Annotated in this window: 15 protein-coding genes and 1 pseudogene; 6 read left to right on the top strand and 10 right to left on the bottom strand. The window is 67.1% G+C overall.

Going from position 1 to position 13,602, the window contains the following annotated elements; all coding sequences use genetic code 11:
* Positions 1–256: 256 nt before the first annotated feature.
* The gene (locus NA11_RS16750; RefSeq protein WP_069162824.1) at positions 257–1,072 is read right to left on the bottom strand and encodes a class I SAM-dependent methyltransferase; all 816 of its coding nucleotides are present in this window, start codon (positions 1,070–1,072) and stop codon (positions 257–259) included.
* Positions 1,073–1,259: 187 nt separating this feature from the next.
* The gene (locus tag NA11_RS16745; protein WP_069162823.1) at positions 1,260–1,595 is read right to left on the bottom strand and encodes an RNA polymerase-binding protein RbpA; all 336 of its coding nucleotides are present in this window, start codon (positions 1,593–1,595) and stop codon (positions 1,260–1,262) included.
* Positions 1,596–1,862: 267 nt separating this feature from the next.
* On the opposite strand from NA11_RS16745, the gene NA11_RS16740 reads away from it, so the two are divergent.
* The gene (locus NA11_RS16740) at positions 1,863–2,213 is read left to right on the top strand and encodes a hypothetical protein (RefSeq protein ID WP_069162822.1); all 351 of its coding nucleotides are present in this window, start codon (positions 1,863–1,865) and stop codon (positions 2,211–2,213) included.
* Between the two features lie 112 nt (positions 2,214–2,325).
* On the opposite strand, the gene NA11_RS16735 is transcribed toward NA11_RS16740, so the two are convergent.
* Both NA11_RS16735 and NA11_RS16730 read right to left on the bottom strand, forming a co-directional pair.
* Positions 2,326–3,408, bottom strand: coding sequence for a hypothetical protein (locus NA11_RS16735; RefSeq protein ID WP_069162821.1), 1,083 nt, complete (start codon positions 3,406–3,408; stop codon positions 2,326–2,328).
* A 173-nt stretch (positions 3,409–3,581) separates the two neighbouring features.
* Positions 3,582–4,274, bottom strand: a complete 693-nt coding sequence (locus tag NA11_RS16730; RefSeq protein WP_167837654.1) for a M23 family metallopeptidase — start codon at positions 4,272–4,274, stop codon at positions 3,582–3,584.
* Between the two features lie 210 nt (positions 4,275–4,484).
* Here NA11_RS16730 and NA11_RS16725 point away from each other — a divergent pair, with 210 nt between their 5' ends.
* Positions 4,485–4,793, top strand: coding sequence for an ArsR/SmtB family transcription factor (locus NA11_RS16725; RefSeq protein WP_245745916.1), 309 nt, complete (start codon positions 4,485–4,487; stop codon positions 4,791–4,793).
* A gap of 59 nt (positions 4,794–4,852) precedes the next feature.
* Here NA11_RS16725 and NA11_RS16720 read toward each other — a convergent pair whose 3' ends face one another.
* Entirely contained in the window at positions 4,853–5,839 is a 987-nt protein-coding gene (locus tag NA11_RS16720) for a glycosyltransferase family 9 protein (protein WP_069162819.1), read from the bottom strand.
* 172 nt (positions 5,840–6,011) lie between these two features.
* Here NA11_RS16720 and NA11_RS16715 point away from each other — a divergent pair, with 172 nt between their 5' ends.
* Positions 6,012–6,452, top strand: a complete 441-nt coding sequence (locus NA11_RS16715) for a VOC family protein (protein ID WP_069162818.1) — start codon at positions 6,012–6,014, stop codon at positions 6,450–6,452.
* A gap of 140 nt (positions 6,453–6,592) precedes the next feature.
* A complete protein-coding gene (locus NA11_RS16710) occupies positions 6,593–7,177 on the top strand; it encodes an HdeD family acid-resistance protein (protein WP_069162817.1) in 585 nt (194 codons plus the stop codon).
* 67 nt (positions 7,178–7,244) lie between these two features.
* Here the strand turns inward: NA11_RS16710 and NA11_RS16705 are convergent, their stop codons facing one another.
* From NA11_RS16705 to NA11_RS16695, 3 genes and pseudogenes are all read right to left on the bottom strand, one after another.
* Positions 7,245–8,471 (bottom strand): Dyp-type peroxidase, encoded by a 1,227-nt coding sequence (locus NA11_RS16705; RefSeq protein WP_069162816.1) that lies wholly within the window; start codon positions 8,469–8,471, stop codon positions 7,245–7,247.
* A gap of 160 nt (positions 8,472–8,631) precedes the next feature.
* A pseudogene (locus NA11_RS16700) lies at positions 8,632–9,159 on the bottom strand (copper chaperone PCu(A)C); the annotation flags it as partial.
* A 222-nt stretch (positions 9,160–9,381) separates the two neighbouring features.
* A complete protein-coding gene (locus NA11_RS16695; RefSeq protein WP_084654683.1) occupies positions 9,382–9,903 on the bottom strand; it encodes a hypothetical protein in 522 nt (173 codons plus the stop codon).
* A 208-nt stretch (positions 9,904–10,111) separates the two neighbouring features.
* Here NA11_RS16695 and NA11_RS16690 point away from each other — a divergent pair, with 208 nt between their 5' ends.
* Entirely contained in the window at positions 10,112–10,441 is a 330-nt protein-coding gene (locus NA11_RS16690; protein ID WP_069162815.1) for a hypothetical protein, read from the top strand.
* A 127-nt stretch (positions 10,442–10,568) separates the two neighbouring features.
* Here the strand turns inward: NA11_RS16690 and NA11_RS16685 are convergent, their stop codons facing one another.
* Positions 10,569–11,351 carry an SGNH/GDSL hydrolase family protein gene (locus tag NA11_RS16685; RefSeq protein WP_069162814.1) on the bottom strand — a complete coding sequence of 261 codons (783 nt, stop codon included), beginning with the start codon at positions 11,349–11,351 and terminating at the stop codon, positions 10,569–10,571.
* 70 nt (positions 11,352–11,421) lie between these two features.
* Entirely contained in the window at positions 11,422–12,132 is a 711-nt protein-coding gene (locus NA11_RS16680; protein WP_069162813.1) for a chymotrypsin family serine protease, read from the bottom strand.
* Positions 12,133–12,467: 335 nt separating this feature from the next.
* Here NA11_RS16680 and NA11_RS16675 point away from each other — a divergent pair, with 335 nt between their 5' ends.
* Positions 12,468–13,595, top strand: a complete 1,128-nt coding sequence (locus NA11_RS16675; protein WP_167837653.1) for a serine hydrolase domain-containing protein — start codon at positions 12,468–12,470, stop codon at positions 13,593–13,595.
* The last annotated feature ends 7 nt before the right edge of the window (positions 13,596–13,602 follow it).

Genomic DNA, 13,602 nt, shown 5'->3' with positions numbered 1-13,602 from the left:
GCTGACCTCCGCAGTCGATCACGCGGCGTCTTGTCCCAGCCGGGTCACTTGGCTGTGGTCCGGTTTCGAGATCTTTCGAGATCAAAGAAGTCGAATCTTCGCTACTGGCTACTGGGTACATCGAAATTCACCCTTTGGGCTGGGAACCGCAGAGGCTTCATGCGGTTCACAAAGGCTGTAGGCCCTGTGAACCGTGTGGAACCTTTGTGGTCCACCGAAGTAGTGCGGATGGGCAGTGGGGGTGCGGGTTTCGGCGTTAGGCTGCGGTGCCCTTGGCGCGCACTATGGTTGGTGGGATGTCGCGGAGTAGTGGCAGGTTGTTGAAGAGCGGGAGGGTTGCTGCGAGCACGCCGCGGGAGGGGCCGTAGGACGCGACGGAAATCTCGGTGACTCGAGAACTCCAGCTGCGCAGCAGGTTTGCGACGTCGCTGCGTTTGACGCCCCATGGCATCGGGGGCGCCTTGTAGTCCGGCGTCTTCTGGAAACCCTTCATCGTCTTTTGTGAGAACCACGGCGGGATCGTGTCGAACATCAGCTCGACGCCGGGGAACCGCTCGAAGATCGCTGTGCACAGTTCCCGTACTTCCGCTTCTTGGAAGTACATGAAAAGCCCTTGGGCGGTGATGAATACGCCGTTGGCGGGGTCGACCTCGTCGAGCCAGGCCAGGTCGAGCGCACTCACCGGAAGGTGGCGGCAGCGCTCGGTCGGCGGGAGGAACCTGGCCCGCAGTTCGATGCCTTCCGGCACGTCGACGCACACCCAGCGCACGTGTCCGTCGTCGCACCGCTGGAACTGGGTTTCCAGCCCGGACGCGAGTTCGACGACGGTGCCGCCGGGATGTTCGGCCAGCCACGGTGTCAATGCCTTGTCGAAGGCGACGGAGCGGACGGCGTGGGTGCCGTCGGGCGCGCCGAATGTGCGCTGATAGTCGAAGTCGATGGCGTCGTAGATGCGGAGGCATTCCGGGTCGCGCAGGATCCCGTCGGCCCGCTTGGCTTCGGACGCTCGGTTGTAGAGCGTCCACAGCATGGTTTCGGGTACGCCCTTCAGATTCTCGACTTCAGTGCCCATTACGTGGTCCTCCCGGCCGCCGTTCGATGAAAATTAGCCTAGCCTAACTTCGACGATTTGGGCTGGCGTTGTTTCAGCAACCTGCAGGAACACGAAAGGCCGCCTACATCTTTCGATACAAGCGGCCTTCGCGGACTACATCTCTCGACGCCTACATCTCTCGACGCAGGCGACCTTTACCAGCGTCTTAGACCCGCCGACGCGTCTTCAGCAGGTCGAGGCGCTCCTTGAGCAGCTCCTCGAGCTCGTCCTTGCTGCGACGCTCCAGCAGCATGTCCCAGTGCGTGCGCGGCGGCTTGACCTTCTTGGTCTCCTGGGCGGTGCCCTCCATGAGGGTGCCCTCCTGACCGTTGCGGCACAACCACGTCGGGGGGATCTCGGCGTCGTCGGCGAACGGGACATCGAATTCTTCACCGTTGTCGGTGCGGTACCGGGCGATCCGACGCGGAGCCAGGTCGTGGTCGCGATCGGTCTCGTAGCTCACCGCTCCGAGCCGACTGCCCCGGAGTACGCGATCTGCCATGGTGTGCCTCTCCCTGTGTGCTCGAGTCTGTTGCTGCGACCGTGTCCGGACGAGCATTCTCGTGCTGGACCTTATGTGCAACGTACGGGCCTGCGCCGATAGTTCCCGACGCGGCCGCGGAACCGTTCCATTGTAGTCGTAACCGCGCGTCGACCTCGCCGCGCCCAGTGTCCAGCGGTTAGCGAGGGTCGCTAAGCGGAGTACGGCCGCCGAACCGTTAAGGTTCTGCGTCATGTCGCGCCGCTTGCTGTCCTGCCTGTCGTGAAAATGGGGGTGAGTCGTATCTCTGAGCGCCGTCAGTCTCGCCAGTTGTCCTGCCTGTGGTGTGGGCGGGAGATCGTGGAGTCGGAGGCCGGGCGTCGCCGCCGGTACTGCCGGCAGTCCTGTCGCCAACGGGCCTACGAGCATCGCAACAGTTTGAAGGGCACCGGGATCCCCGACGACTCCGTCGTGCTGAGCGCCCAAGAGGCGGCTGACCTGGCCGATCGCTGGTTCGCCGCGCGGTGTGCCGCCGAGGATGTCGCGATCGCCATCGAGGAGCGGGAGAGCCACGAGGAGTTGGCGACGCTGGCGAAGACGCTGATCGAGCTAGCCAGGGAGGCCGAACGGCTGCGGTGATCTGACGCGGCGAACCCGCACGGCCGACGCGTGCGGATTCGCTGGTTCGGTCACCGAGTTCGGCAGATCTGCGCTCATCGCGTTTCGGTCACCGGGTCCGGTGGACCTGTGCTTATCGAGTTTCGATGCGCCGCAGCCTCGTTACCGGTGCCGCCGCAACGGCCTTGGGCTTGCGGCTGCGCAGGTAGACGGCGCTGAGCAACACTGCGACACCCGCGGCGAGCGCCCCGAACTGGATCAGCGTGCTGCTACTCGGGTGCGCGAGCGACTCGGCCCGCAGCGCCTGGAACAGCACGATGGCCAGCAGGCCCGCGTAGCCGAGCGCGAGGACGCCGATCAGTGCGGCGCGAGTGCGTTCCGAGCGCAGCCAGCGATAGCGCGGGGCCAGCCAGGCCAGGACAAGCACGGCGAGCAGCAGCACCTGGATGCCGTGCATGCCGACGAAGTGCGGGATCCGCAGGTCGCCGCCGATCGTGCTCCAGTGCGTGATCGGCATGCCAGGCGCCGCGTCCCGCGGGGAAAGATCACGGCTCGCCGGGTCGATCACCGTGTGACCGGCGGCCAGTTCCACGATCTTGCCGTCGGTGTCGCGGGCCAGCTGAGTTCCGGTGAAGCCCATCAGGTACCCGAGCATCATCGAGGCGACGGCGAGCAACAAGCCTGCGTGGATGGCGCGCGTGGTCGGCCGATCGGCCATCCGCTGCCAGCACACCATCAGCGCGATGATCAGATTCGCGACGAACAGTCCAGGCACGCCGGAGGCGAACACCACCTGACCGATGTCGTTGACCTTGTCGGTGTGGTCGGTGTTGAAATGACTGAAGGTGCCACGGGCCGCCTGCAAGGCGATGAAGCCGACATCGATGATCCCGGTCACCGCGAAGATCGTGCCGAGCCACCAGGTGACGCGACTTCCCTTGTGCGGCAAGGAGAGCAGCCACGCCAGGGTGATGCCGTAGAGGCCGAAGGCGAGACCGAACTTCGCGGGCTTGAGCCAGACGGACTCGCCGAGCAGGATGCGATCGTCGACGACCATGCCGACCAGGCACCAGACGACGAGCGCCGCCATCACGAGCGTCATCCAGGTCAGCGGTCGGTGCAGGCGTGCGACGGCGTCGGCGATCGGGCCGGTGCGACGATGCCGCGCCGCCGAGGGGCGATCCGTGGGCGCGGCGGCGAGATCTGTGATTGCCATGCACCGAAAGTAGGAATCGGCACGCCCGGAAGGCGTCCCGCCGCAGCGCTATTCGGTTCTAGTACCCGGGTACTGAGCGGGCGGCGAAGTCGACCGCGAGCGTGGCATCGTCGGCACGTTCGCGGTCGGATAGGCCCTTCGCGAGCCCCTCATCGACCCGCGAAGGAAAGGCGTCAGCGGTTGTTGGCCTGGATGTCGATGCCGCGGGCCGCGAGCCACGGCAGCGGGTCGATCGGCTCGCCGCCGGGCAGGTGGATTTCGTAGTGCAGGTGCGGGCCGGTGGAGAAGCCGCGGTTGCCGACGGTGGCGATGATGTCGCCCGCGCGGACCTGCTGGCCGACGGTGGTCAGGATGTCGTTGACGTGGCCGTAGATGCCGATGGTGCCGTCGTCCTGCTGGACACGCACCCACATGCCGAAGCCGCTGGCGGGTCCGGCCTCGATGACGACGCCATCGGTGACCGCGGCTATCGGCGTGCCGATGGGGTCGGCCAGGTCGAGGCCTGCGTGCAGTGCGCCCCAGCGGGTGCCGAAGGTGGAGGTCAGGATGCCGACGATGGGGCGGACGGTCTTGGGGCGGGCGGCTTCCGCGGCGAGGCGGTGCTGCTCCCACAGGACGTTGTCCGGGACGGTCTGCGGCATCTGCGCTTCGCGAGGGGTGAAGGCGGTGAACTGTGCCTGCGCGACCACGTCGGCGGCGACTTGTTTGCCGGGGGTCAGCTGGCCTGTCGGGGTCTGGTCGGCGGCGGCGAGAACACCGAGTGAGGCGCTGACGACGGCGGACACGGCCACCGCGCGGGTGGCGGCACGATGGCGTCGGGTCCGGGTCGCGCCCCGACGTGAAGATAACGGAACGGTCACGGGCATGGAACGAACGTACGGGAGTCTACGGTGAGGTCCGCAATCGTGTGGCTACCGTCACGCGGGCAGAAAAGCCCAGTTGGCGTATCACATCTAGGTAACTACACGGCGTGTCTCGCGTGTTTACCGGGGGTAACTCCGTATTAAGCCGAGTTGACCGTGAGGCCGCTTGTTGATCACACTATTTCAGTGGCGACTAACGGAGTCCGCGCGCTGATGGCGTTATCCGATCCGACCCGCCGCGCGATTTTCGAGGCGCTCCCGCAAGCCCCGCGCGCGGTCGGCGAGCTCGCCGCGCTCACCGGTGTCAGCAGCTCGGCGGTCTCCCAGCATCTGCGCGTGCTCCGCGAGGCCCGCCTGGTGATGATGCGTCCGGACGGCAACCGCCGCATGTACTCCCTCGACCCCCGCGGCCTCAGCGATGCCCGCGACTACCTCGACCAGTTCTGGCCGAGCGCACTTGCCGCCTATGCCGCCGCACTCCACACCGCCCGCACCGAAGACCGCCCCGGCGACCCTTCGTGAGCTAGTGCTCGAGGCTTCACAAACCCTGGAATGTTCGAAACTCGCTGGGCGGTAAGGGGTCAGCCGACGCGGCGGTAGGTGGTGCGGCGGGGTTGGGTGCCGGTGCCTGGCCAGTTGCGCTTGTTGAGTTGTTTGTCGACGGCGTTGATCACCTCGGTGACGCCGATGCGCAGCAGGCCGGGGTCGGGGGTGTCGGCGTCGGGGTCACCGAGTTGGCCCGCCCAGAGGACAGCATGCCGGTTCAGCAGGTGCGGGGGTGGTCCGCCCCAGCGGGGTGGCGTCGGGCCGAAGAGTTGGACGGTGCGGGTGCCGAACGCGGTGGCCAGGTGCGCGGCGCCGGTGTCGCCGCACACCATCAGGGCCGCCTCCGCGATGGTGGCGGCCAGCTCGATCAGGTTTTGTTCCCCGGCGAGGACCCGGCCGATCGGCAGACCTGCGCGTGCGGCGATGTTCAGCGCGATATCGCGCTCGGTTTCGTCGCCGGTGAGCACCACTTCACGGCCGAGAACAAGCAGATGCCGGACGACGGCCGCGAATCGATCGGGCGGCCAGCGCCGGGCCGGTGCGCCAGCGCCGACGTGCACCACGACGCAGTCGCGGTGGCTGGTGATCGACACCGGCGGCACCAGGCCGAGGTTGCGCCGGTCCGCGACAATATCGTCGGATTCGAGCAGATGGCACCAGCGGTCGACATCGTGCATGTCCGGCTGCCATTGCGGTCCGGTCAGCTCGGGAAACGCGGGATTCTGATAGCTGAGGATGCGTCCGGGATCCGTCTTGGCCAGCGCGACAATGCTCTCGGTGCTCGGGCCGGACAGGTTCACCGCCAATTGCGGGCCTGGCCCGTCCCACCGCAGCCCGGCAACATCGGGCGTGGGCAGCAACGAATCCACCGAAGCGATCAGATCGACGATCGGCTTCAGCCGCTGCGGCGCGGCGAGCACGATCCGATCATGTGGCTTGGCTCGGCGCAGCGCGCGGAGGGCCGGGACCGCAGTGAGTAAATCACCGAGCCCACGTGCCTGCAGCACGAGTACAACCGCCACCCTCTTCTCCTAGCCACCCGAGACTCACGAAACCGACCCCACCCGTTTCGGCCCATGGGCGCCCACCGACAAGAGTCACTGCCCGATGACTACCCGACCCAGTTGAGCCATAAACCCCGACGCGTCAGTGCTATCGATCGCACTGGATGCTTCGGCGCACTAACCTCGTGTCATGACCTCCCGGCTCAACCCGTACCTCAGTTTCGGCGACACGGCCCGCGCAGCCCTGGAGTTCTACCGCGACGTATTCGGCGGCACCCTATCCATCAGCACGTTCAGCGATTTCAGTGATAAGGACGCACCCGGCGCGGACCTGGTCATGCACGGCGTCCTGGAAACACCGAGCGGGTTCACCCTGATGGCCGCCGACACCCCGCCGGGCATGGAATACAAACCGGGAAGCAGCATTTCGATCAGCCTCAGCGGTCCGGACGCGGCGGAGCTGCGCGGTTACTGGGAGCGGTTGTCGGCGGCAGGCACCGTCTCGGTGCCGTTGGAGAAGCAGATGTGGGGCGACGAGTTCGGCATGTGCGCCGACCGGTTCGGCATCGGCTGGATGGTCAACATCGTCAGCCCGGAGACGGCCGAACCGAGTGTGTCGGCCGCCGAGTGATCCGGCCGTTTCCGCTGAACGGCTGAACCGAGCGCGTCGACGGCCGCCTGATCCGGCCGTTTCGCTGTGAAGCCCGCTGGACTTGCCGATCGCGCGTCCAAATGCGCAAAATGCCAGGTGAGAGCGCCTAGCATCGATATATGACGACAAACAGCGTGCTAGAGGGTCCTTTGCAGTCCCTTGCCCGCAGTGCGTGGCAAACGGTGCTGGTAACTGGCGTCCTCTCAGTGGTTCTCGGTGTGATCATGTTGGTGTGGCCCGGGCCGACCCTGTTGGCCGCGGGCATCCTTTTCGGCATCTATTTGGTTGTCACTGGATTTCTGCAGCTGATGGCCGCGTTCGGTGTCCCGAGCAGCACCGGTGTCCGGGTGCTCGCGTTCATCAGCGGGGTGCTGTCCATCGCCATCGGCGTCTTTTGCTTCCGGGACGAGTTGACTTCGATTCTGTTGCTCGGCATCTGGATCGGCATCGGCTGGCTGTTCCGCGGCGTGGCGACGGTGATGATGGCGCTGTCGGAGCCTGCGATGCCCGGTCGCGGGTGGAGTGTGTTCTTCGGTCTGATCACCGTGATCGCTGGCATCGTGCTGATCGTGTGGCCGTTGTCGTCGGTGGCGACATTGGCCGTTGTGGTCGGCGTGTGGTTGATCGTGCTCGGCGTCATGGAGGTCGTGGTGGCGTTCGGGGTGCGCAAGGACGCCAGGGCGCTGCAGAACACGCTCGCCTGACCAGTTCTTTCCGGCCTGCGGCCGTCGCGCCCAACCGGCGCGGCGGCCGCGGTCTGTCGTCGGCCGATCAGGATTCGAACAGCGACTGGCCGAGATATTCGTCGGGTGACCGCACGCCGGGCGGGAGGACGAAGACTGCCGAGCCGACCGGCGTTGTCCAGACGTTGAGGGCGTCGAATTCCGCGAGCCGCTGCTGGACCGGCAGGAACTGGGTGTCCACGTCGCGCTGGTAGGCGGCGAAGAGCAGGCCCGAATTCGAGAGTGCGCCCGGTGCGGGAGCGTCATCGTAGTTGTAGCCGCGGCGCAGGAAACGTTCGCCGTCGTTGGTGTGATGTGCGCGCGCGATGTGCGAGGACTGCGGGATGATCGGGATGCCGTTCGCGTCGACCGCCGCGAAATCCGGCTCGTCGAACTCGCGGGTGCCGGTCAGCGGTGCACCGGTGGCGATGGTGCGGCCGACCGTGAGTTCCCTACCCTCCTGGTCGATTTCGTCCCAGGTGTCCAGAGTCATCGCGATGCGGCGCAGCACACAGGAGGTGCCGCCCGCCAGCCACGGCTGCATGGCGCCGTCGTCCCACACCAGCCGATCGAAATCCGGGGTGCCCGGCGCGATGTTCACCGTGCCGTCCACCTGGCCCATCAGGTTGCGCGGCGTCTGGCCCGGTGCGGCATTGCGGAATCCGCGCTGCACCCAGCGCACGGTCACCAGCGACGCGACGCTGCGGCACAGCACCCGGACCGCGTGCGACACGGTGGTCGCTTCGTCGGCGCAGACCTGCACCAGCAGATCGCCGTCGCTCCAAGCTGATTCGAGACGATCGATGGGAAACGGTGGCAAGGGCCGCAGCCAGGACGGGCGCTTGTCCTGCAGGCCCGCCATCGTGAAGACCGCAGGGCCGAGGCCGACGGTGACGGTGAGGCGGGCAGGTCGCTGCGCCAGTTCCGGTTCCGTGTCGGCCAGCGCGGGCCGACCCTGGGTGAGCCGCGCGGCGTCACCGGTCCAGATCTGCAAGATGCCGACCAGGTCGGCCTTGCTGACACCCGGTTTCAGATCGAACGCGACGAACGTCGCATGCGTTTGCGGTGTCGTCGCGATGCCTGCTTGGTGCGGTCCGTAGAACGGTTCGATCGGCGACTGAGCGGTGTCTTGTCGGCCGGTCAGCGCGACCGCGCCCCATCCGATCCCTGCTGCGCCCGCCGCGGCGGCTCCACCACCGAGGAGCCGCCGACGGTTGAGCCGACCCGACCGGGAGGTGTTGGGCTCAGCCACCGTGCGCAGGTGCTTGCGCACCATTGGCGGGGGCGGGTGCGCCGTTCGTTTGCGCCGATGTCGGTGCGCCGCTCGGGTGCTCGGGGGCCGGTGCGCTACCTGCGTGCCCGGATGTCGGTGCGCCGCTTGAGTGTTCGGGCGCCGGTGCGCCAGTCGCGTGTTCGGGCGCCGGTGCACCACTCGCATGATCGGGCGAATACTTCTCCTGATTGCCGGAGAAGTCGCGCACCCGCGCAGTGAACGTCGTGGTCGACCCGTCGTCGAAGGTCAACGTCACCGGAGTCTCCGACCCCGTCCGCAACGGACCGGTCAACCCCATGAACATGATGTGATCACCACCCGGCCGCAGTGTCACCTTGCCGTGCGCCGGGATGACGAACCCGCCCGCCTTCGGGCGCATCGTCTTGGCTCCGGTCGCGTCCGCGACCACCTCGTGCAACTCCACCCGCCCGGACGCCGGACTCGACGCCGACACCACGGTCAACGCCTTGTCCGCCGAGTTGCTCAACTCCCCGAAGGCCGCCGACATCTCCGCGTCCGCCGCCTTCACCCATTGCTCCTGCACCGTCACCGAATCCGCCGCCCGCTCAGGCTTTTTCGCCTCGGACGAACATCCCGCCAACACGATCGGCACCGCTAGAATTGCGATACCCCCACGCAACGCAAGCTTCAGCGATCGAACGCCGTTGCCCCGCACCGAATCTGTAGTCATGAAAATCTCCGATCAAGAATGTGGAGTGCCGCTGTCGACAGTCGCGCCAACCCAGCGGCATTCGACGAGCACGGGACTCCGAAAAAGTCCACACAGATCGAGCTGGCAGGCCGACCTTCATGCCGAATCGAGCCAGTCGATGGAGCCAGACCGAAGACAGGGTGTCTTTCGGCTGGAAGATGATGCCCAACAGCCCCTCTCGCGGAGGCGAGCCGGGTGTGGTCAGACCGGCACGGGTGGCCCACGCAGCCCGGAACCGGAGCTGAACAGCAGCCGCCGGTACGCAGGAAGCGGGCCGAAGGGAATGGGGGAGACAGGCGCGAAGCCGGGCGCAGGGCCGCTCTCGAGCACCCGCACCGTCCGGCCCGCCGCGGAAATCGCGCGAGCGACGGCAATTTCGGCTCCCCGAATGAGCACCGCCCCAACCGGAATGGCGGCGAGATGCGCGGCAACCATCACCGACGTCAGATGCGACCCATGATGATGCCCGGGCGACATCGTCAGCGCGACATGGCCAACCGCCTGCCCCAACGCCAGCAGCACCATCACATCGGCAACTCGGTGCCGAGCCCGCCGCACGCCGACCACCACACCGACCACAGCGCAGGCGGCAATCAACAGCGCGATCGAAGACCCACCAGGATCAACAACACCCCCACCAACGGCATGCGCCGCAATGCTCACCGCCCCGGACGCGGCCCCAACGAAAGCGCCACGCACCCGCGCCACCGCCGCCACCGCCATCCGCACCGCCCCATACTACTTCCGGTCGTAGCCCCACCCGCCCCGGTTTCCCGGAAGCGACCACCGGTTGCGCCACGAGTGGCACACCACCGTGCGCGCTACTCGACCTTTGCCGCAGCCATGTGCCACTCGTGGCGAACGTTGGCCGGTGCCAGTCGCGGCGAACGTTGGCCGGTGCCAGTCGTGCTGCAGAGAACGGTTCGTCTGAATGGATTTGATTGAGCGCTGGGCCACCGTCGCCTGGCTGTGGGAAGGATTTCTCGAGCTACGTTTTCCCTGCCGTGGCGGCAAGGAGGTGGCGGGCATCTGCCTGACGTTGCTGGATCTAGAAATCGCAGGCTGCGTGTCGACCTGGCTCGACAACGGCGGCTCCCTCGACTGGAAGCGCCGCGAGATACTGCGTCACCGCATCACGCGCCTGGAGGAAATCTTGCCTTTGCTCGCCGGTGCAGAGCTCCGATACTTCGAGCACCTGTACCAGGTGGCCGTGCTCGCCGCACGGCTCGACGACTCGTCGGATGGCGCAAGGTCTCAGTGAGTGCCGCTAGCTGCTGAGGACCGCATCTCGTCCGTCGTCGATGTCCTCGAAAAGCAGGCGGGCGCAGCCGGTTTGCGGTTCCTCGATTGCCACGGCGAGATCGTCCCGTGGTAGTCGCCGACCGAAGTCAGGTGAGCACTGGAAGTAGCTGGGGGCGTTTGGGTTCGACGCCTGCGCCGGAGGAGATGCCGCGCAGGCGTCGACCGACCCACGGGGCGAGGAACTGCACGGTCCAGCGGACTTCGGTGTTGAGCTTTTCGACAAGGGTCGAGGTGAGTGGGGGTAGGGGATCGCGCCACGTGTCGTCGGCGCCCGGAACCGTGAGCGCGGCGGCGAGGGCGCGGGCGACGATGTTGTGGCCGACCGGGCTGAGATGCAGACGATCGTCGGACCAGGCACGGGGGTGGTGTGCGGCGGCGACCGGCTCGAAGTCGACGAGGGTGACGCCGCGCCGCGCGGCCAGCTCGCGCAGGTCGGCGTTCAGGGTGTGTACCCGGGCGGAGAGCGGCCGTGCGAAGGGCGCGACGGCGCCGATGTCGGGGAAGGTGAAGGTCACCACCTTGGTGCCGAGGCCGGTCAACGCGGTGAACATCGCATCGATGTCGGCGAGCAGCGCGTCCCGGTCGAATCGCGGCCGGAGGATGTCGTTCATCCCGGCGACGACCGTGGCGAGGTCGGGGCGCATGGCGAGCGCGGGTTCGAGCTGCTCGGCCCGGATCTCGCCTGCGCGTCGACCGCGAACCGCGAGGTTGGCGTAGTGCAGACCGGGGTTGGCGGCGCCGAGCATGGCGGCGAAACGATCGGCCCAGCCCCGGAATCCGCCATGACCGTCGGGGTCACCGAGTCCTTCGGTCTGGCTGTCGCCGAGGGCGACGAATCGGGCGAACGACGCTCCTGCGGTCGGCGGCACGACGGACTCCTGTCGTCTTGGCGGGAATCCCGTACGGGCACCTCGCATTTCGACTCATCGTCGCACGCGTTCAGAGCGGCCGGAATCCGGCCCCGACGCCGCCGCTGTTGTCGATATCGTCGAGCACCATCCCGATCTGGGTCGCCACGGCCGGATCGTGCAGTGGCGCCGTCGCGGTGTGGCACATCACATCGAACACGGTCACGCCGACCACCCGCACGCCGAGGTGCCCGACGTTCATGCCCACCAGTCGATCGCCGATGGTGACCGGTCCGCCGGAATCGCCTGGCTGAGAACAGGATTGATGCTGGAACCACCACCGATGCGTGTCCCACACGATGCCGCAGTTGTGGCCGGAGGTGCGCCCGTTCTTGCACACCACGTCACCGGGTTGTGGTGGGGCGCCGATGCCGCCGATCATGGTCGCGGCGACCTGGCGTAGGGGTGCGACCTTGGCGCGATCGAACTCCAGCACCGCGTAATCGTCGGCATTGTCGACGGCCGCCACGGTGCCGATGATCCCGGCGGCAGGCGTCCGTTCCGCCCGCACTGTCATCCCGACTTCGGCGCAGTGACCCGCGGTGAGCCCGACCAGCCGGTTCTCCCTGTCGTACCCGATGGTGGTGAGCGTGCACGTCGACGGCCCGAGCAGGATCCCCGAACCGCCGCCCAGGGATGCGCTCGGCCCGGCCGCCGCATGACCTGGCACCCAGACGAGAGCGAACGCCAACGCGGCGACGCCGACCATCGCTCGAATCCCGAACCGTCGCAGAGCACACATGTCGCACCCTTCATCCAGCGGATGGGTCAGGCTTTTCCTGCACGCACATGCGGGGTGCGGGGCGAACTGCTGCTCGCATGATGCCGCCACCGGGCCCCGCACCTGTGGAGATAGCTCATTGTTTCAGACCGGATGGTCGGTGTGCGGCAGGAAGCCGTTCCGTGACCAGATCTTGGGCCAAGCGCAATCAGCCGATACCGAGGGGTGATCCCGCCTGGTCGATTCGGTACCGCGGGGGTAGCGGTGCGCTACCGCAGAGGGATGCCCGTCGGCCTGCCGCGCGGATAGATTTTCGCGGACCAGACGGAGGCATGATGCGATATCCGATGTTGGCTGTGACACTTGCTCTGGCCTTGGCGGTCAACGGATGTGGCGGCACGCCCGAGCCTGCTGCCTTGGCTCGTGACGCCGACGCGATAGTGGCCGTCGGCACCACCGGAGTGCAGGCGCGGGTGGTGGACGAGGCCGCGGGGACCAACCGGGTCGCGGTGGCGGGCCGCGCGGATAGTGCCGGGGTGGAACCGGTTTCGTCGGACGGGTACTTCCGGATCGGCAGCGTGACCAAGACGCTGGTCGCGACCGTGGTGCTCATGCTGGTCGGCGAGGGACGGCTCACCCTCGACGACACCGTCCAGCAGTGGCTACCGGACATGGTGCGCGGCAACGGAAACGGCGGAGCGTCGATCACCGTACGCAATTTGCTCCAGCACACCAGCGGCCTGCACGACAGCATGCCCGATATGGCCACCGCCGAGGACTACTACCGGCTCCGCTACCAGGCACGCACCCCGGAACAGGCGGTGGCATCGGCCGTCGCGCAAGCCCCCGATTTCGCACCGGGCACCGGCTGGTCGTACTCGAATGTCGGCTACGTCGTGCTCGGCCTGATCATCGAGAAGGTGAGTCGGCGCCCCTGGTACGACGAGGTGAGCACACGGATTCTGGAGCCGCTCGGGCTGCGCGACACCCGGTGGCCTGGCGATGTGCCAACGTTGCCGACGCCACATGCGAAGGGCTACAACCAATTCGCGGCCGACGGGCCGATGGTCGAGGTCACCGAGCTGGTGGACGCCGACGCCTCCGGCGGCTATCTCTCCACCACCGCGGATCTCGGCACCTTCTATCGAAGCCTGCTCGGCGGCAAGCTTTTACGACCCGAACAGCTGGCGCAGATGCGCGGCACGGTGCCGGCTGACGGCGTGATCGCCCAGGTCTGGCCGGGAGGACGCGCCGGGCTCGGCCTGTTCTCGGTACCGCTGTCGTGCGGCGGCGTCTACTGGATGCACAACGGTGGCCAGACCGGATACCTCACCAACGCCGCCGTCACCGAGGACGGTCGCCGCAGTGCCGTCGTCTCGCTGTCCGGCACCCTCGCGGTGGGGGAAGATCCGCTGCACAGCAAGGGATTCACGCAACTGCAGGCTGCCAACGCACTGATCGATCACGCGCTCTGCGGTGAATGAGCAGACT

Source organism: Nocardia altamirensis NBRC 108246 (assembly GCF_001612685.1).
Lineage (GTDB): Bacteria > Actinomycetota > Actinomycetes > Mycobacteriales > Mycobacteriaceae > Nocardia > Nocardia altamirensis.
Note: the sequence above shows the minus strand (reverse complement) of the source record. Positions and strands in the feature narration are given on the sequence as shown.